Origin of the sequence: Vibrio barjaei (assembly GCF_001639065.2) — a bacterium.
GTDB lineage: Bacteria > Pseudomonadota > Gammaproteobacteria > Enterobacterales > Vibrionaceae > Vibrio > Vibrio barjaei.
In genome coordinates this window covers 1-17,472 of the sequence record NZ_LQXO02000007.1, presented here as the reverse complement: position 1 = coordinate 17,472, position 17,472 = coordinate 1, and the positions used below count along the sequence as shown (strand labels likewise).

General features: G+C 45.6%; 16 protein-coding genes. 8 read left to right on the top strand and 8 right to left on the bottom strand.

Annotation, left to right across the window (positions count from 1 at the left end; all coding sequences use genetic code 11):
- Positions 1-393: 393 nt before the first annotated feature.
- The 8 genes from metK to ruvX all read left to right on the top strand — a co-directional run bounded on the left by metK (position 394) and on the right by ruvX (position 6,926).
- Entirely contained in the window at positions 394-1,545 is a 1,152-nt protein-coding gene (gene metK / locus AWH66_RS04050; protein WP_063605859.1) for a methionine adenosyltransferase, read from the top strand.
- Positions 1,546-1,903: 358 nt separating this feature from the next.
- Positions 1,904-2,698 carry a DUF2189 domain-containing protein gene (locus AWH66_RS04045; protein WP_063605858.1) on the top strand — a complete coding sequence of 265 codons (795 nt, stop codon included), beginning with the start codon at positions 1,904-1,906 and terminating at the stop codon, positions 2,696-2,698.
- An 82-nt stretch (positions 2,699-2,780) separates the two neighbouring features.
- On the top strand, positions 2,781-3,290 hold the full coding sequence (locus AWH66_RS04040) for a SprT family zinc-dependent metalloprotease (protein ID WP_063605857.1): 510 nt from the start codon (positions 2,781-2,783) through the stop codon (positions 3,288-3,290).
- Positions 3,291-3,387: 97 nt separating this feature from the next.
- Complete coding sequence (locus AWH66_RS04035) at positions 3,388-4,098, top strand: endonuclease (RefSeq protein ID WP_063605856.1); 711 nt, start codon at positions 3,388-3,390, stop codon at positions 4,096-4,098.
- A gap of 80 nt (positions 4,099-4,178) precedes the next feature.
- Complete coding sequence (rsmE, locus tag AWH66_RS04030) at positions 4,179-4,910, top strand: 16S rRNA (uracil(1498)-N(3))-methyltransferase (RefSeq protein WP_063605855.1); 732 nt, start codon at positions 4,179-4,181, stop codon at positions 4,908-4,910.
- Between the two features lie 13 nt (positions 4,911-4,923).
- Positions 4,924-5,871, top strand: coding sequence for a glutathione synthase (gene gshB, locus AWH66_RS04025; protein WP_063605854.1), 948 nt, complete (start codon positions 4,924-4,926; stop codon positions 5,869-5,871).
- A 17-nt stretch (positions 5,872-5,888) separates the two neighbouring features.
- Complete coding sequence (locus AWH66_RS04020; RefSeq protein WP_031493705.1) at positions 5,889-6,458, top strand: YqgE/AlgH family protein; 570 nt, start codon at positions 5,889-5,891, stop codon at positions 6,456-6,458.
- A 42-nt stretch (positions 6,459-6,500) separates the two neighbouring features.
- A complete protein-coding gene (gene ruvX / locus AWH66_RS04015; protein WP_006075166.1) occupies positions 6,501-6,926 on the top strand; it encodes a Holliday junction resolvase RuvX in 426 nt (141 codons plus the stop codon).
- Positions 6,927-7,015: 89 nt separating this feature from the next.
- Here ruvX and luxS read toward each other — a convergent pair whose 3' ends face one another.
- From luxS to AWH66_RS03975, 8 genes are all read right to left on the bottom strand, one after another.
- Positions 7,016-7,534 (bottom strand): S-ribosylhomocysteine lyase, encoded by a 519-nt coding sequence (gene luxS / locus AWH66_RS04010; protein WP_031493706.1) that lies wholly within the window; start codon positions 7,532-7,534, stop codon positions 7,016-7,018.
- 94 nt (positions 7,535-7,628) lie between these two features.
- Positions 7,629-9,221, bottom strand: coding sequence for a glutamate--cysteine ligase (gene gshA, locus AWH66_RS04005; RefSeq protein WP_063605853.1), 1,593 nt, complete (start codon positions 9,219-9,221; stop codon positions 7,629-7,631).
- A gap of 112 nt (positions 9,222-9,333) precedes the next feature.
- Positions 9,334-12,192, bottom strand: coding sequence for a M16 family metallopeptidase (locus AWH66_RS04000; protein WP_063605852.1), 2,859 nt, complete (start codon positions 12,190-12,192; stop codon positions 9,334-9,336).
- A 9-nt stretch (positions 12,193-12,201) separates the two neighbouring features.
- Positions 12,202-12,657, bottom strand: a complete 456-nt coding sequence (locus AWH66_RS03995) for a YqaA family protein (protein WP_063605851.1) — start codon at positions 12,655-12,657, stop codon at positions 12,202-12,204.
- Positions 12,651-13,601 (bottom strand): NADP-dependent oxidoreductase, encoded by a 951-nt coding sequence (locus tag AWH66_RS03990; RefSeq protein WP_063605850.1) that lies wholly within the window; start codon positions 13,599-13,601, stop codon positions 12,651-12,653. The genes AWH66_RS03995 and AWH66_RS03990 overlap by 7 nt, the downstream gene beginning before the upstream one ends.
- A gap of 192 nt (positions 13,602-13,793) precedes the next feature.
- On the bottom strand, positions 13,794-14,924 hold the full coding sequence (locus tag AWH66_RS03985; RefSeq protein ID WP_063605849.1) for a sodium ion-translocating decarboxylase subunit beta: 1,131 nt from the start codon (positions 14,922-14,924) through the stop codon (positions 13,794-13,796).
- A 9-nt stretch (positions 14,925-14,933) separates the two neighbouring features.
- On the bottom strand, positions 14,934-16,721 hold the full coding sequence (gene oadA, locus AWH66_RS03980) for a sodium-extruding oxaloacetate decarboxylase subunit alpha (protein ID WP_063605848.1): 1,788 nt from the start codon (positions 16,719-16,721) through the stop codon (positions 14,934-14,936).
- A 32-nt stretch (positions 16,722-16,753) separates the two neighbouring features.
- Positions 16,754-17,011, bottom strand: coding sequence for an oxaloacetate decarboxylase subunit gamma (locus AWH66_RS03975; RefSeq protein WP_006075158.1), 258 nt, complete (start codon positions 17,009-17,011; stop codon positions 16,754-16,756).
- Between the last annotated feature and the right edge of the window lie 461 nt (positions 17,012-17,472).

Below are 17,472 nucleotides of genomic sequence, written 5' to 3'. Positions count from 1 at the left end.
TTAGCTTGTTGAACACCATCCATGCTTAGCGCGCGGATTGCATTAGCGAGTTGTTTACGAGAAGACATGTAGGCTCCTGAGTGCATTAAGCGAATTCCAAGTTTTTCATCAGCTGAACGAATAATCAGCGGCGCTATTGTCGCAAAGCCCCATACTCTCTGCAAACGTTTTACCATCATTTTTTGGCCTTTTGCCGCGATAATGTCGAACTAAAGCGCGTTTCTTTGACAAAAATAGGCAAACGATTGGCTATAACTTAAAAGCAAAAATCGCTTGCTAATCGCACATTGATGAATAGAATAGACGTCTAGATGTAGATACACCTACAATATATCATTGAATTTTCTATAAGTGAGTACAACATACTCGCTTTAAAATGTAATTGGAGCTCTCATGGCTAAGCACCTATTTACTTCTGAATCTGTATCAGAAGGCCATCCAGATAAAATCGCTGACCAAATTTCTGATGCGGTACTTGATGCAATCCTAGAACAAGACCCAAAAGCACGTGTTGCTTGTGAAACGTACGTTAAGACTGGCATGGTGATGGTAGGTGGTGAGATCACTACTTCAGCATGGGTTGATATCGAAGAATTGACTCGTGAAACTGTTCGTGAAATCGGTTACGTTCATTCAGATATGGGCTTTGACGCAGATTCTTGTGCGGTACTAAACACTATCGGTAAACAGTCTCCAGATATCAACCAAGGTGTTGATAAAGCAGACCCTAAAGAGCAAGGCGCTGGTGACCAAGGCATTATGTTCGGTTACGCAACTAACGAAACTGACATCCTAATGCCAGCTCCTATTACTTACTCTCACCGTCTTGTTCAAAAACAAGCAGAAGTACGTAAGAACGGCACTCTACCTTGGTTGCGTCCGGACGCTAAATCTCAGGTAACGTTCCAATACGATCAAGGTAAGATCGTTGGTATTGATGCAGTTGTTCTTTCAACTCAGCACTGTGATTCAATCTCTACACCAGACCTACGCGAAGCGGTAATGGAAGAGATCATCAAACCAGTACTGCCATCTGAGTGGATCAACAAAGAGACTAACTTCTTCATCAACCCAACCGGTCGTTTCGTAATCGGTGGTCCAATGGGTGACTGTGGTCTAACAGGTCGTAAGATCATCGTTGATACCTACGGCGGTGCAGCACGTCACGGTGGTGGTGCATTCTCTGGTAAAGATCCATCAAAAGTAGACCGCAGTGCAGCATACGCAGCACGTTATGTAGCGAAAAACATTGTTGCTGCTGGCATGGCAGATCGTTGTGAAATCCAACTTTCTTACGCTATCGGTGTTGCTGATCCAACCTCTATCATGGTGGAAACATTTGGTACTGAAAAAGTACCTCACGACATCATCGTCGAAGCAGTACGCCAAAACTTCGACCTACGTCCATATGGTCTGCAAGAGATGCTAAACCTTCTTCAGCCAATCTATAAGAAGACAGCAGCATACGGTCACTTCGGTCGTGAAGAGTTCCCATGGGAAGCGACAGACAAAGCAGCAATCCTACGCGACTTCGCTGGTTTATAATCTGCCAAATCTGAACTAATACTCTAAAAAGCCTTCAAAATATTTTTTGAAGGCTTTTTTGTTTTTATTGCTAACCATTTCAAACACTTTGTTGCGATATTGTTAAAAATGAACTTTGCGGCACGTAATTTATACCCTTCTGAAAATTGTGTTTTCTCACAACTCGGTTAATAGTTAATCAAAAGTGCCCTTGCAAACAGACCTTTTGGGGTCTGAGGTTCGTACTGTAAATAGAGCACTTATGAGGGGAAGACGCTAAACAACGACACTTTGCTAAAACTGTTCGTGCTGAATAACCAGCATCGTTAGCGCCATGTCCTGAGAAACGTAGGCCAGTTTGTCACATCAGGGAGGACATATGCCTCGAACTGTAAATACCGACGACTTCCATAAGAAACACGAAGTCAGGGATCAAGATTACGCTAAAACTATTCCTTGCAATCAACTGAGTGTATCAGCGCCATTTCACTGGTTAGCACTTGGTTTGCATGACCTTATTCGAATGCCAATTATCAGCGCGTTTTATGGCTTATGCTTTACTGCTGCCGCTGTCGCCATTGTGCTATTAGTACAATGGCAAGGAACCCATCTAGTCATCATGCCGAGTTTGGTGGTTTATATGCTCATAGGGCCATTTTTGGCACTTGGGTTGTACGACGCAGCATGGGAAAGAGAAAAAGGACACAAACCCAGTCTGTTCCACTCCATGAAAGCCATTGGTAGGAACTCCACCTCACAGTGGGCATTTGCTGTACTACTCGCAGTGGCCATGATTTTCTGGATGAGAATCGCTGCTTTGTTGCATGCTCTCTACCCTTCTGTTCAAGGTGCACCCTTGACTGAATTTGCACCATTTTTAATTACGGGTAGCGTTGTAGGAGCTGTGATTGCTTCGATTATCTTCAGTATTTCTGCGTTCTCAATTCCGCTCATGATGGAGAGACGCGTCGATGTGATGACCGCTGTATTTACTAGCTTTAATGCGGTCAAATCGAATATACCAGCCATGATTGTGTGGGCCTTGGTAATCTGCGGTGGCATCTTGATTGGCTTCGCTACTTATGGCATTGGAATGATCATTACTATGCCAATCCTAGGGTATGGTACATGGCACGCTTATCACGAAACCATAAAGAAAAAACATCATCCTTAAGCCAACGAGCAATATATTGCAAACGCAACCAATGTCTCTAAAATAACGCCCTCAGTTGGGCGTTATTTTTTGATTGAGTTAAATGAAGTCATCTCCATCCGAAGAGCTGCACTACCTCGCAGTAAAAAAGCTAGCACAATGTATCGAACAGGCTCGTCACTTCTTTGAGCGAGACTTTCCCATGCCCACCCTCAACTACCAACTTCGTGGCAAAGCTGCGGGAAAGGCCTACTTGCAAACGTGGGAAATACGTTTAAATCCAGTCTTGTTTTCGGAGAACCAACAAGCTTTTATCAACGAAGTGATTCCACATGAAGTCGCTCACCTCATTACGTTTGCTTGCTTTGGTCGAGTGCGCCCCCATGGAACAGAGTGGCAAATGGTTATGAGCCAGGTCTTTTCGTTAACACCCCAAACCACACATTCCATGGATGTACAATCTGTTCAAGGTCGTACCTTCGAATACCGCTGTCAGTGCGACACTTTCCCTGTATCCATAAGAAGGCACAACAAAGTGATGCGTCAGCAAGCCAGTTATCGTTGCCGAAAATGTGGTCGCCAAATTGAATTCACGGGCAAACAACTCAGTTAAACTGAGGATCTTTGCTAAGTAATCTACATATCTATCGGTAGATTAGGCACTTTTTGCGAGTTAAACTAGGTTATCTCAACCTTTTTAAAGACTTGCAATGAACCGTTATTTACCTTTTATCTTGACGCTATTCATCGGCTTAACCCCTTTCGCGGCGCTCAGTGCTCCACCTAGTAGCTTTAGCAAAGCGAAGAAGGAAGCCGTTAAAATCTATGCTGACCACCCTATCAGTTTTTACTGTGGGTGTGATATTCAATGGCAAGGCAAAAAAGGCGTTCCTGATCTGTCCTCTTGTGGTTATCAAGTTCGCAAACAGCAGAAACGTGCGAGTCGTATTGAATGGGAACATGTCGTACCCGCATGGCAATTTGGCCACCAGCGTCAATGTTGGCAAGAAGGCGGTCGGAAGAACTGCACCCGAAACGATAAAGCGTTCAAATTGATGGAGGCGGATTTACACAATCTCACGCCGGCTATCGGTGAAGTCAATGGAGACCGCTCCAATTACAATTTCTCTCAGTGGAATGGTATGGATGGCGTCAGTTATGGTCGTTGCGAGATGCAAGTTAACTTCAAACAACGCAAAGTAATGCCACCAGACAGAGCTAAAGGTTCTATCGCCCGTACCTACTTATATATGAGTAAAGAGTACGGGTTTAGGTTGTCCAAACAACAAACACAGTTAATGCAAGCTTGGAATAAAACTTACCCTGTCGACACCTGGGAGTGCACTCGCAATGAACGCATCAAGCGTATTCAAGGTAACGACAACCCATTTGTGGCGGAAGCTTGTAAAAATCCTAGTTAATTCGACACGCCAACCCTTGTAATTTTAAAGGCGGGCATCCATCTTATACCTCTATACAGTTTTGTTCTTTGGAAGTTTTTATGCGTATACCTCGTATCTATCACCCTGAACCAATCCACGCTTTGGGAGCTCTTGCACTAAGTGAAGATGCCGCTGGCCATGTGGGTCGCGTATTGCGCATGAAAGAAGGTCAAGAAGTATTGCTGTTTGATGGCACGGGCCATGAATTTCCAGCCACTATTACTCAGATTGGTAAAAAGAATGTGGATGTCGACATACTAGAAAAGGTGTCGGCCAGCATAGAGTCGCCTTTAGATCTGCATTTAGGTCAGGTCATTTCTCGAGGCGATAAAATGGAGTTCACTATCCAAAAGTCGGTTGAGTTAGGCGTCAATACCATCACCCCGCTTATCTCAGAGCGCTGCGGCGTTAAGCTCGACGCTAAACGCTTTGAAAAAAAACTGCAGCAGTGGCAGAAGATTGCTATCAGTGCTTGCGAACAATGCGGGCGTAACACCATTCCTGAAATACGACCGATTATGTCGCTAGAACAATGGTGTGCAGAACCATCGGAAGCCCTTAAGCTCAACCTACATCCAAGAGCGAAATATTCAGTCAATACCTTGCCAGAACCTGTAACTAAGGTTCGCCTGCTTATAGGCCCTGAAGGAGGTCTATCGGCGCAAGAAATTGAAATGACAGAACAATATCAATTTGAAGAAACCCTGCTTGGTCCTCGTGTTTTGCGAACAGAAACGGCGGCATTAACGGCCATCACTGCACTGCAAGTACGCTTTGGCGATTTAGGTTAACGGGAGAAAAATAATGCTCAAACTCGGTATCGTGATGGATCCAATTTCATCCATCAACATTAAGAAAGATTCTAGTTTCGCAATGATGTTGGAAGCCCAACGTCGTGGTTATGAAATCCATTATATGGAAATGAACGATCTGCATTTAGATCAAGGCACAGCCGTTGCCGATACCAAGATTGTCACGCTGAAAGAAGACCCAAATGGCTGGTATGAATTCACTTCTGAGCAAACTATTGAACTGTCAGAACTTGATGCCGTATTGATGCGCAAAGATCCACCATTTGATACTGAATATATTTACGCGACATACATCCTTGAGCGCGCAGAAGAGAAAGGCACATTAATCGTTAACAAGCCACAAAGCCTACGTGACTGCAACGAAAAGCTGTTCACAGCTTGGTTCCCTGAGCTTACTCCAACGACGATTGTGACTCGTAAAGCCGACAAGATTAAGCAGTTCCGCGACCAGCATGGTGACGTTATTCTTAAGCCACTAGATGGTATGGGCGGTGCCTCCATTTTCCGCGTTAAGCAAGATGACCCTAACGTGTCAGTTATTATTGAAACGTTGACCAATCACGGCCAAAACTACGCGATGGCACAGACTTTTGTTCCTGACATCAGCAATGGTGACAAGCGTATCCTCGTCGTTGATGGAGAGCCTATGCCATATTGCTTAGCTCGTATTCCCGCGAAAGGTGAAACACGTGGTAACCTAGCTGCGGGTGGCCGCGGTGAAGCTCGTCCCTTAAGTGAGACAGATAAGCAAATTGCCGAAGCCGTTGCTCCAACTTTAAAAGAGAAAGGCCTAATATTTGTAGGTCTGGATGTGATTGGCGACAAACTAACTGAAATCAATGTCACCAGCCCAACTTGCATTCGTGAGATTGAGGCCGCCTTTGACATCTCTATTACTGGCAAGCTGATGGATGCCATCGAGCGCCGTTTAGGGAAGTAACTGTGGGAGAGGCCATGATGAACCTAGCCAACCATTTTCTTGTTGCTATGCCGGGGATGCAAGACCCCTACTTTCAGCGCAGCGTAATTTATGTGTGTGAGCACAATGAAGAAGGCGCAATGGGGATTATGATTAATACCCCTATTGATGTCACTGTTGCCAATATGCTCAAGCAAGTGCAGGTCGAGTTGCCCATTGCCTCTCAAACCACTCACAGTAAGAGCCTCGATGAGCCGGTGCTAAATGGAGGCCCTGTATCTGAAGATCGAGGTTTTATCCTCCATAAACCCAAAGATAAGTATCAATCAAGCATACAGATCACGGACAAGGTTTCTGTCACGACCTCAAAAGATATTCTGGCGGTGCTCGGTACTGATGCTCAGCCAGATAACTATCTGGTCGCCCTCGGCTACTCTGGATGGAGTGCCGGCCAACTTGAATCGGAATTGGCTGAAAACTCTTGGTTAACCATCGAGGCAGATCCCAGCATCATTTTCGATACTCCAGTCGAAGAAAGATGGAGCACTGCCGTTGCTATGCTTGGCATTGATATTGCTCAGTTATCCACGCAAGTTGGGCATGCCTAACCTCCCGAACCGTTTACTGCACGACGTAAGAGACAAAACACTATGACATCCAGAACCATTATCGCCTTCGATTATGGAACCAAGAGTATTGGTAGCGCCATTGGTCAAGAAGTCACTGGCACCGCAAGTCCACTGAAAGCCTTCAAGGCCAAAGACGGCATTCCAAACTGGGATGATATTGAGGCTATGCTCAAAGAGTGGCAACCAGATCTGATCGTTGTTGGTTTACCGACCGATCTGCATGGCAAAGCACTGGAGGAAATTACCGCACGAGCGAAAAAGTTTGCCAATCGAGTTCATGGCCGATTTGGGCTTCAAGTAGAGTTGCACGATGAACGTCTGTCCACCGCAGAAGCGCGAGCCGAGCTTTTTGAAATGGGCGGTTATAAAGCACTATCGAAAGGCAATGTCGACTGTCAGTCAGCGGTCGTGATTCTCGAAAGCTGGTTTGAAGCACAGTGGGCTTAAGTTAAGCAATAAAAAAGGATGACCAAATAGTCATCCTTTTAAAGCCATCATTTCGTAAACATCATTAAGACGCCTATTTAGGTATCCAATTAATCGACTTTCAACTCTTGAAGCATTGACTCAGGCAACGCTAGCTCGTCGTTTTTGTTCACTTGAATACCCGCTGCAATAATCGCTTCCGCAATCGCTTTTGCCTCTTCTAAAGAGTGCATAGCAGCAGTACCACACTGGTACTCATTTAGCTCGGGAATTTTGTTCTGACTTTCCACTTTCAGCACGTCTTGCATCGCGCTTAACCAAGCGTCCGCCACTTGTTGCTCTGAAGGCGTACCAATTAGACTCATGTAGAAACCCGTACGGCAGCCCATTGGAGAAATATCGATGATTTCCACGGCATCACCATTTAAGTGTGCACGCATGAAGCCTGCGTATAGGTGCTCAAGCGTGTGGATGCCTTTCTCTGAAAGGATATCTTTGTTCGGCGCCGTGAAACGTAGGTCAAATACCGTAATGGTGTCGCCTTTAGGGGTTTGCATTGTTTTCGCTACACGTACAGCTGGTGCGTGCATCTTTGTGTGGTCTACCGTGAAGCTATCCAGTAGTGGCATGATTGATTCTCCTTAGCGTTACTCACCGCAAAAGCAGTGAGTAAGTGATTAGTGGCTCGATTGTAAGCGGCTACACCAAGAGGTGCAACCTTGCTTACTTGTTAATCGCCTGCATACGTTCTGGGGTGAGATACGCGAAATAGTTCGTTAAGAAATCATCGAAACTTTCTTTATCTGAAGCTTCAATCACTTTCTGAACTTCAACCGAACGAATCACTTCCGTTTCCATAGCATCAGACGAATAAGCATGATATTGATGATCTAAATTCTTCTGACGATATTCTTTACCAAGCTCACAACCTACTTTACCTAGACCACCTAATGCCTTAGTTTTCTCGAGTAAACGGCCAGAAATGGACAGCTCAGGGTCGTCGTTCCAAACTTCCAGAGTGTCACATACGTTTTGATACTCGTTGCCACCGTGCGCAGCATCCATATGTTTAGCAATCTCTCGAAGATCCACAAACACACGTTTTACCCATGACTGACTATCAAGCACTTCACCATCACAACCGATTTTCAGTTCAAGGCCAACTTGTCGGCCTTCAACAATCACTTTGTTCCAGTTCTCACGCCAGCATTCAAGCTCACAATTGTCCATAGGCTCAGAGTCTTTCAAAACACACCAGGTTAAGAAGAGATCTAAGAAACGAATCTGATCTGCAGTAATTCCAATTGGACTAAATGGATTCACATCTAAAGAACGGACTTCAATGTACTCAACACCTGCACGCGATAGTGCTTCTGATGGTTTTTCACCGCTTTGAGCTACACGTTTAGGACGAATAGGGGCATACAGTTCATTCTCAATCTGCAACACATAGTCGTTAAGCTGACGATACTCACCCTCTACTTTTACGCCAATCTTGGCAAAATTTTCAGAAGGAGTGTGGATCGCTTGGTTTAACCCTTCCAGATACTGGTCAAGGCTGTTAAAGCCAATCTTAAGTGCACTTTGCGCGCTATTGGTATAACCCAAATCACTCAATCTCAGTGAGGTTGCTTTTGGTAAATAGAGCGTGCCGCCCACTTTCTCAAATGGCAGTTTGGTCTCTTTTCCTTGCAGGAAAGACGAGCAAATGGCTGGTGATGCGCCAAAGAAATAAGGAATTAACCAGCCAAAACGGTAATAATTTCGGATAAGACCAAAATAGGCTTCTGATTTCGCATCTTGGCGTGCTTTTTCGTCTTGCTCACCAAATAACGCATCCCAGAATGACTCAGGGAATGAGAAGTTAAAATGCACACCAGAAATAATCTGCATTAAGCTACCGTAGCGATGCTTCAGCCCTTGACGATAAAGTGTCTTCATACGTCCAGAGTTCGAGCTACCGTACTGAGCTAAGGCGATATCATCTTCACTGCCCACATAACAAGGCATAGACAGTGGCCACAATTTCTCGTTGCCTAATTTTGTCTGAGTAAAATGATGGATATCAGATAACTGATTGATCAGCGTATCAACATCACGAGAAACTGGTGTAATAAACTCCAGTAGTGACTCGGAGAAATCCGTCGTAATGTATTCGTTCGTTAGGGCTGAGCCTAGCGCCTCTGGATGCGGTGTTGTCGCTAAGTGGCCATCGTCGGTATAACGCAACGATTCCCTTTCCACACCTCGTCCAAACTGTTTAAAAATGGCTTGGTCTTTAGCAACTTGATCCAGTCGCGCAGCAAATTTAGTCACAATGCGATTCGCTTATAGTTTTGTTATTCCAATTGAAGGCTGGAGACACCATACACGCTATCTTATTGAATAAACAAGAGCCGGTGTCATCCATCCCTTCTATATGGTCACTCTATTGCGTGATTTCAAGTTCTTCAATTGGAATATTCAGTTTCTCAAGTTGCGGTTTTAGACTCTTTGCGTCTCCCACAACGATGATTTGGTATTGGTTTGGATCGAACCACTTCCCAGCCAGTTCGTTGAGCACCGATTTGTCCACCGATTCGACAATGTCGTTACGCTGCTGGAGGTAATCCTTATCCAAACTATAGGTTAAAATTGACGACAACAAACTGGCTTTTTGACTTGGTGTTTCGTAAGTCAATGCATCTTGTTGTCCCACAGCAAGGCGCATAAACTCTAGCTCTTCATCGGTCATACCATTTTGGCTATAGTCTTTTAGCTCTTTAATGAGCTCCTCAATAGAAGGAATCGTAGCGTTGGCTCTCACTTGAGCACTAAAAACAATCGCCCCAATTTCACGATTACTCGCGAAATAGCCACTCGCACCATAGGTGTAACCTTTGTCCTCTCGCAAATTCTGATTGATACGGCTATTGAAGTTACCCGCCAAATTAAAATTAGCCAGTCGACTCAAATACAGCTCGCCCGTTGCGTCAAACGGCAACCCTCGGCGCACCAAACGTACAATACTTTGTGGTGCTGCTGGCTTATCTACCAAGAAGATATGTTGACCAGTTAGAGGCATTACGGCTTCTGGACGAATCAATGGTGCCGCTTCTCCGCTCCAAGACTGCCAAAATGCCAATTGCTTCTTGATCTGTTTCTGGGAAATATCACCAACCACAACAATTTGTGCCCCTTGTGGTGTGTAGTGCTTGCGATAGAAGCGCTTCACGTCATCAAGCGTAATTGAAGCAATCGACGCTTCAGTACCATCAGATGAGCGACCAAATACAGACTTTCCAAACAACACCTCTCTCGTCGCTTGTGATGCCATCCAGCTTGGTTTCTGATGCTGGTAAACCAAGCCTTCTAGCGTTTGTGCTTTCAAGCGGTCGAAGTCTTCCTGTTTCATAGCAGGGTGGAATAGCGCATCCTCGAGCAACGCTAAGGTCTCTGGCAAGTTCTTCGCTAGAGCCGAGACCGACACGCGTGTGGTGTAAGCTCCTGCGCTAAATCCAATTCGGCTACCTAATCGATCGAGCTCCGCTTGCAGTTCTTCCACACTACGTTTTGTGGTTCCTTCCTCCATCATAGAAGCAGTTAGCCCTGCCAAGCCTTCTTTCCCCTTCTCAACATAGCGATCGCCTGCAGGCAACTGGAAGTGAATCTCCACCGTTGGTGTTTCCCGCGTTTCTGTACCTAGCAACTCACTGCCATTATCGAACTGTAAGCTATACAGCTCTGGCATCTTAGCTTTAATCCCTTCCGCGACTTTAGGCATAGCGCTACGATCAAAGGTGTCAACAGGTCGTCGGAATGCCAATTGGTCTTCCGTCACTTTGCTGTATTGGGGTAATGTTCTCGGCGGTGTCACGAAATTAGCAGGCTCAACCGCTATATCCTTACGGCCTTTAGGTACCACACTTAAGGTGACTTTATGCTTACCGTTGATGAAGGTGTCGTAAGCATTAGCCACATCCTGAGGAGTAACCGCACGTATCTGCTGTAACTGCTGTTCTAAACGATCTGGTTGACCAAAAAAGGTTTCGTTAGAGGCTAACTGTGAGACCTTGCCTTTGACACTTTGTAGTGCGAAAACAGCGCCTGATTCAGAAAGGCCAGTAATCTGTTTCAGTCTCTCTTCACTGATGCCTTGTTTTTCAAACTCATTTAACGTTGCTAACAACTCGTTGTATAGCGCTTTTAGACCATCTTTGTCTGTTGAAGCGCCCATGGCGTACACGTAAAAGTTACAAGCTAGCTCATTACAATCGCTGAATGCCCCGGCATTCAGCGCCTTTTGCGTTTTGATCAGTTTTTGATACAACAAACTATTGGTGCCACCACCGATGGCATCAGCCATTGCCTCAAGCACAGCTTGATCTTTTGCACCTCGATAGCTAGTCGTAGGCCAACCAATCACTACCATCGGCTGGCGAATACGATCTTCTAACGTCACGTAACGATCGTTTGGCAGCACGGCTGGCTGTTTTGGTGCCTTGTCGACCTCTGGTCCTCTAGGAATAGAGCCAAAGTATTTTTCTACCCATGCCAATGTTTGTGCTTTATCGATGTCACCACCAATGGTGAGTACAGCATTGTTTGGTCCATACCAACGTAGGAAAAATGCTTTAAGATCATTCACGTCAACACGATCAAGATCTTCAACATACCCAATTGGCTGCCAAGAATATGGATGTCCTTCAGGGAACATGGCTTCACCCATTTTTTCCCAAATAAGACCATAAGGACGATTATCATAGTTTTGAGCGCGTTCGTTTTTCACCGTATCACGCTGAATTTCGAATTTTTTCTGAGAAACTGCTCCAAGCAAAAAGCCCATACGATCCGCTTCAAGCCACAACATCTTCTCTAATTGGTTAGATGGAACGGTTTCAAAATAATTGGTGCGATCGCGCGTGGTCGTACCGTTTAAAGTGCCGCCCGCTTCGGTAATGATCTTAAAATGTTGCTGATCGCCGACGTGCTCTGAACCTTGGAACATCATATGTTCAAAGAAATGCGCGAAACCGGATTTTCCGGCCTCTTCACGAGCCGATCCCACATGGTAGGTAACATCCACATGCACTAAAGGATCCGAGTCATCGGGCGCTAAGATAACAGTGAGGCCATTTTCCAAGCGGTATTTTGAATAAGGAATCATGACCTTGTCTGGATCAGCTTTGGCCTCTTCAATTAAAGTGACACCTTTAGGCAAAGCACTACTGGCTTGATTTGACGGTTCGTTACTACTGCAACCGTATAGAAAGACCAGCGATAGAACGCCGAGCCAGATCTTATTCATAAATGCTCCTTAGAAAAGACCGTAGAAGATAGCGGTCAGCGCGATATAACGTAGCGCTTTACCAATCGCAATAAGTACAACACATGGCAGAAACTTCATACGCAGCCAACCTGCTGCTAAACATAATGGATCGCCAATGATCGGCAGCCAACTCAACAATAACGTCCAGTAGCCATACTTCTGTATCCATGCCATGGCTTTATGACCATGTTTCTCTTCCTGAGTTCGATTTGGCAACCAAATACCAATCCAGTAGTTGGTTACCCCCCCAAGAGTATTACCTATGGTAGCAACCAAAATCACCATGGCAGGGGCGTATTGTTGCAGACTTAAGGTCGCCACTAGCCCGGCTTCTGAACCACCTGGAAGTAAGGTCGCACTTAAAAATCCAGAAATAAAAAGAACCGCGAGTGCGGAGTCGGCAAACCATGACTCCGCTAGGAATTGAGAAAATGTTTCTAGCATTGCATATCAAGTAGGACTTTGCCGCGAGTGCGGCTGGTTTCGACTTGTTGGTGAGCCTCAACCACTTGTGAATAAGGGAAAACGTGCTGAATTTCGGTTTTTAGTAGTCCAACGCCTACCATGTACAGTAAGGTTTCCATCTGTTTGGTATCGGGAGACACTAGCATTCCACTCGCTTCAAAACCAAGAAGTTTGGCTTTTTCGCACACCAGCTCTGCCGTAATCGTCGGAATGGTGACAACTCGAGCATTATCTCTTAAACACTTAAGTGCATCTAACGCGACATCGCCACCGACTAGGTCAATCAGTACATCAACATCGCTTAGTCGCTCTGAAGCTGGCGCGAATTCATAATTGATAGCATGAGCACCTAATGTAGCCAAATAATCGAGATTGCGTTCACTGCAAGTCGTATACACCTCTGCTTTGGTCGCTACTGCTAGCTGAACCGCGATGTGACCAACGCCACCAGCACCCGCTAGGATTAACACTCTTTCGCCTTCTTGCACTTGCGCTATATTGATTGCTTGTGCGGCGGTTTGTCCAGCCAATGGCAACGCTGCCGCTGCTTCCAAGGCAACCGTGTTAGGCAATGCAGTAAGCTCTGTTTCGGGCACACATACGTATTGACTATAACCACCCGCACGAAGAGGGAAACCAATAAACCCCACAACCTCTTGGCCTACTTCAAACGTTTGTGCGCCTTCACCTAAGCCTGCAATTGAACCCGAGATATCATAACCAGGCACCCAAGGTAAGTTATCTTTGTTTTCAGCCGCCGCCCACCCCAATCCAGCACGTGTCTTCACATCAATAGGATTAATTCCAGCATAGGCGACTTTTATCAATACCTCGCCGGCTTTTGGTTGAGGAATATCGACCTCCTGAAATGCCAATACTTCTGCTGAACCAAATTCTGGGATGACTATTTGTTTACACTTCATCGCGGCTTCCTCTTCCGATTTAAGATTCCATAGTAACGAAATACCGGTTTGAGTCTAGATTATCTTTTCATCAACTCACACCCAGTATGTAACAAATTCAATCACTTTTGTGACTCTTTGTCTTGAGCTGATAACCAAAAATAAAAAAGGGGGAGCCTAAGCTCCCCCGATTAATACCATAGGGATTCGCATTTAGCCTACCAGAGCCAACAAGATACCTGCTGCTACCGCCGAGCCCAATACGCCAGCAACGTTAGGACCCATTGCATGCATCAATAGGAAATTTTGTGGGTTAGCTTGTAAACCCACCTTATTCACAACACGTGCAGCCATAGGTACCGCAGAAACACCTGCCGCACCAATCAATGGGTTAATGTCTTCTTTAGAGTACTTGTTAAGCAACTTCGCCATTAATACCCCAGCCCCAGTACCGATACTAAAAGCAACCGCGCCGAGAGCAAGAATACCCAGAGTCTCAAAGTTTAAGAACTCTTCCGCTTGAAGCTTCGAACCGACACCAAGACCTAAGAAGATCGTCACAATATTGATGAGCTCATTTTGTGCCGTTTTCGATAATCGATCGACAACGCCCGCCTCTCGCATCAAGTTGCCCAGACAGAACATCCCCACTAAAGGTGTCGCAGAAGGGAGGAACAAGATAGTCATCAACAACACGGCCAATGGGAATAAGATCTTCTCGCCCTTACTAACATGGCGAAGTTGTGCCATCTTAATAGTACGCTCTTCTGGCGTGGTCAACGCTTTCATAATCGGCGGCTGGATAATCGGAACCAGTGCCATGTAGCTATAAGCAGCGACAGCAATTGCACCGAGAAGATCCGGCGAAAGTCGGCTTGCTAAGAAGATAGCCGTTGGCCCATCTGCACCGCCGATGATGGCAATGGAAGCGGCATCTTGCATGGAGAACTCCATACCTGGTACATAGTTCAGCAAAATTGCACCAAACAAGGTGGCAAAGATACCAAATTGAGCCGCAGCCCCTAACCATAAGGTTTTCGGGTTAGCGATTAATGCTCCAAAGTCAGTCATTGCTCCAACACCCATAAAGATGAGTAATGGGAAGACGCCAGACTCGATACCGATATAATAGACGTAGTACAGCAAACCACCCGGCTCGGTAAAACCAGCATTCGGAATATTCGCCAAAATAGCGCCAAAGCCAATAGGTAAAAGCAGTAGTGGTTCAAAGCCCTTACGAATCGCTAAGAGCAACAAGGTGCATCCGACCAAGATCATGCAGATTTGGCCGAATTCAAAGTTAGCGATCCCTGTTTCTGACCATAAGGTCATCAATCCTTCCATGGTGCTCCCTTACGCTAAGCTAACAAGAGGCGCGCCTACAACGACAGCATCACCTTCTTTCACGTGTACATCTTGAACCACACCGCTTTGCGCAGCACGCACTTCTGTTTCCATCTTCATCGCTTCTAAGATAAGTAGCACGTCACCTTCTTGAACTTGAGCACCAGATGCGACATTAACTTTAAAGATATTCCCCGCTAACGGAGCAGACACCGCTTCAACATTCGTTGCAGCTGCAGGTGCTGGAGTGGCAGCAGTAGCCCCTGATGCTGGTGTCACTGAAGTAAGCTCACCTTTTGGACCCACTTCAACATCATAAACCTGACCATCGACTTTCACGCTGTATGACTCAATACCCGCAGTACTTGCTGCTGGAACTACAGTAGAGGCAGCAGGTTTTGCTTCTTCTTTACCAGGAGCAGGCTCAAATGCATCAGGGTTATGGCGATTCTTCAGGAACTTAAGACCCACTTGTGGGAAGAGCGCATAAGTTAGAACATCATCCACTGTATCTTCAGCAAGAGAAATACCATCGGATTTTGCTTTTTGCAGCAAATCTTCCGTCAATGTATCGAGCTCCGCTTCCAGCAAATCAGCTGGACGACAGGTAATTGCTTGAGCACCATCTAGAACTTTTGCTTGAAGTTCAGCGTTCACTTCTGCCGGTGCCTTACCATATTCCCCTTTAAGCACACCAGCTGTCTCTTTAGTAATACTCTTATAGCGCTCACCCGTTAATACGTTGATCACCGCTTGAGTACCAACGATCTGTGATGTTGGTGTTACCAAAGGAATAAAGCCAAGATCCTCACGAACTCTTGGGATTTCTTCGAGAACTTCATCGATACGATCCGCTGCACCTTGCTCTTTTAGCTGCCCTTCCATGTTGGTCAGCATACCACCTGGAACTTGCGCAATAAGGATACGTGAATCAACCCCTTTCAGTTGACCCTCCCATTTTGCATACTTCTTACGAACTTCACGGAAATACGCTGCGATAGGTTCAATCTGCTCGAGCTTAAGATTGGTGTCACGTTCAGTGCCTTGTAGCATTGCCACAACGGTTTCTGTAGGCGTGTGGCCATAGGTCTGACTCATTGAAGAGATAGCCGTATCTAGAATATCTATCCCAGCTTCGACCGCTTTAACCGCCGTCGCCGTTGATAGCCCGGTTGTTGCATGACAGTGCAGCGCCAGTGGCACTTCACATGATGATTTTATGCGTGAGATAAGTTCTTCGGCTTCATAAGGTTTAAGTAAGCCAGACATGTCTTTAATACATAAAGAGTGGCAACCTAAGTCTTCTAAGCGCTTGGCTAAATCAACCCATGTATCCGTATTATGTACAGGGCTTGTCGTATAAGACAGTGTACCTTGCGCGTGGGCACCAACATCAACGGCAGCTTTTACCGCTTTTTCGAAGTTGCGTACATCATTCATCGCGTCAAAAATACGAAACACGTCCATACCATTGGCATGGGCACGTTCAACAAATTTTTCCACCACATCGTCAGCATAGTGGCGGTAACCCAATAGGTTTTGTCCGCGCAATAGCATCTGCATTGGTGTGTTTGGCATGGCTTTTTTAAGTTCGCGCAAGCGTTCCCAAGGATCTTCACCCAAGAAACGAATACACGCATCAAAGGTGGCTCCCCCCCACGTTTCTAAAGACCAATATCCCACTTTATCGAGCTCGGCTGCGATAGGTAACATATCTTCAATACGCATCCGCGTTGCGAACAGAGACTGGTGGGCGTCACGAAGTACCACGTCCGTGATAGCTAGTGGTTTAGACATGCTCATTAACTCCTTTTAAGCTTTAACTCAATCTATTTAGCGGCCGAAGTGCGGTATTGATGAACAGCGGCAGAAATCGCTGCAACAACACTTGGGCTAACGCCATTTGAGGGGGATTGTTGTGTTTTAATTTTTGTAGGAACTGCGATCGGTTCGGGCACTTCTTCTGGTACCAATTTCGACATTAACCGAACGAGATAAACGAGGATTGTTAGGAATACAAATACAACAGCCATACCCGTGAACATTAGGGCGGCTGCGTCTCCTAGCAGGCTTCCAATATTAGTCATGTTGCGTCCTTTCTTTGTCATCCTGACAAGTTACTCAATCATAAAACGTGGCGTCACTGCACACAGATTGACAAGCAATGGTTCTTGCATTGATCCATTGCAAGAGGTCTAGGATTATCTCGATTGGTGAAAGTTTGTCAATTTTGTTTAATCTACAGTCGTCATTAAAACGTCATTCAAATGAAAAACTATGATGAGCACGACAATTTATGGTGTATTTGTACTTACACAGAACTTCATACTATGACTCAACCATAGATTTCAACATAAACAAACTGGGGTTGGAAAACTGAGACAGGCTTAAAATTACCGCGATTTATCCTTAAAAAACATCACGTTGTAATCATAAGGTTATTGATATGATAAATTTTTGTTAATAAAAAACCCCGCCTAAGCGAGGTTTCTAAATAATGGCGCGCTCGGAAGGATTCGAACCTTCGACCGCCTGGTTCGTAGCCAGG

What these genes read in the sequence shown, in the direction of transcription:
- metK (WP_063605859.1), top strand. Translation starts at nt 394, where the DNA reads ATGGCTAAGCACCTATTTACTTCTGAATCTGTATCAGAAGGCCATCCA.
- AWH66_RS04045 (WP_063605858.1), top strand. Translation starts at nt 1,904, where the DNA reads ATGCCTCGAACTGTAAATACCGACGACTTCCATAAGAAACACGAAGTC.
- AWH66_RS04040 (WP_063605857.1), top strand. Translation starts at nt 2,781, where the DNA reads ATGAAGTCATCTCCATCCGAAGAGCTGCACTACCTCGCAGTAAAAAAG.
- AWH66_RS04035 (WP_063605856.1), top strand. Translation starts at nt 3,388, where the DNA reads ATGAACCGTTATTTACCTTTTATCTTGACGCTATTCATCGGCTTAACC.
- rsmE (WP_063605855.1), top strand. Translation starts at nt 4,179, where the DNA reads ATGCGTATACCTCGTATCTATCACCCTGAACCAATCCACGCTTTGGGA.
- gshB (WP_063605854.1), top strand. Translation starts at nt 4,924, where the DNA reads ATGCTCAAACTCGGTATCGTGATGGATCCAATTTCATCCATCAACATT.
- AWH66_RS04020 (WP_031493705.1), top strand. Translation starts at nt 5,889, where the DNA reads ATGAACCTAGCCAACCATTTTCTTGTTGCTATGCCGGGGATGCAAGAC.
- ruvX (WP_006075166.1), top strand. Translation starts at nt 6,501, where the DNA reads ATGACATCCAGAACCATTATCGCCTTCGATTATGGAACCAAGAGTATT.
- luxS (WP_031493706.1), bottom strand. Translation starts at nt 7,534, where the DNA reads ATGCCACTACTGGATAGCTTCACGGTAGACCACACAAAGATGCACGCA.
- AWH66_RS04000 (WP_063605852.1), bottom strand. Translation starts at nt 12,192, where the DNA reads ATGAATAAGATCTGGCTCGGCGTTCTATCGCTGGTCTTTCTATACGGT.
- AWH66_RS03995 (WP_063605851.1), bottom strand. Translation starts at nt 12,657, where the DNA reads ATGCTAGAAACATTTTCTCAATTCCTAGCGGAGTCATGGTTTGCCGAC.
- AWH66_RS03990 (WP_063605850.1), bottom strand. Translation starts at nt 13,601, where the DNA reads ATGAAGTGTAAACAAATAGTCATCCCAGAATTTGGTTCAGCAGAAGTA.
- AWH66_RS03985 (WP_063605849.1), bottom strand. Translation starts at nt 14,924, where the DNA reads ATGGAAGGATTGATGACCTTATGGTCAGAAACAGGGATCGCTAACTTT.
- oadA (WP_063605848.1), bottom strand. Translation starts at nt 16,721, where the DNA reads ATGTCTAAACCACTAGCTATCACGGACGTGGTACTTCGTGACGCCCAC.
- AWH66_RS03975 (WP_006075158.1), bottom strand. Translation starts at nt 17,011, where the DNA reads ATGACTAATATTGGAAGCCTGCTAGGAGACGCAGCCGCCCTAATGTTC.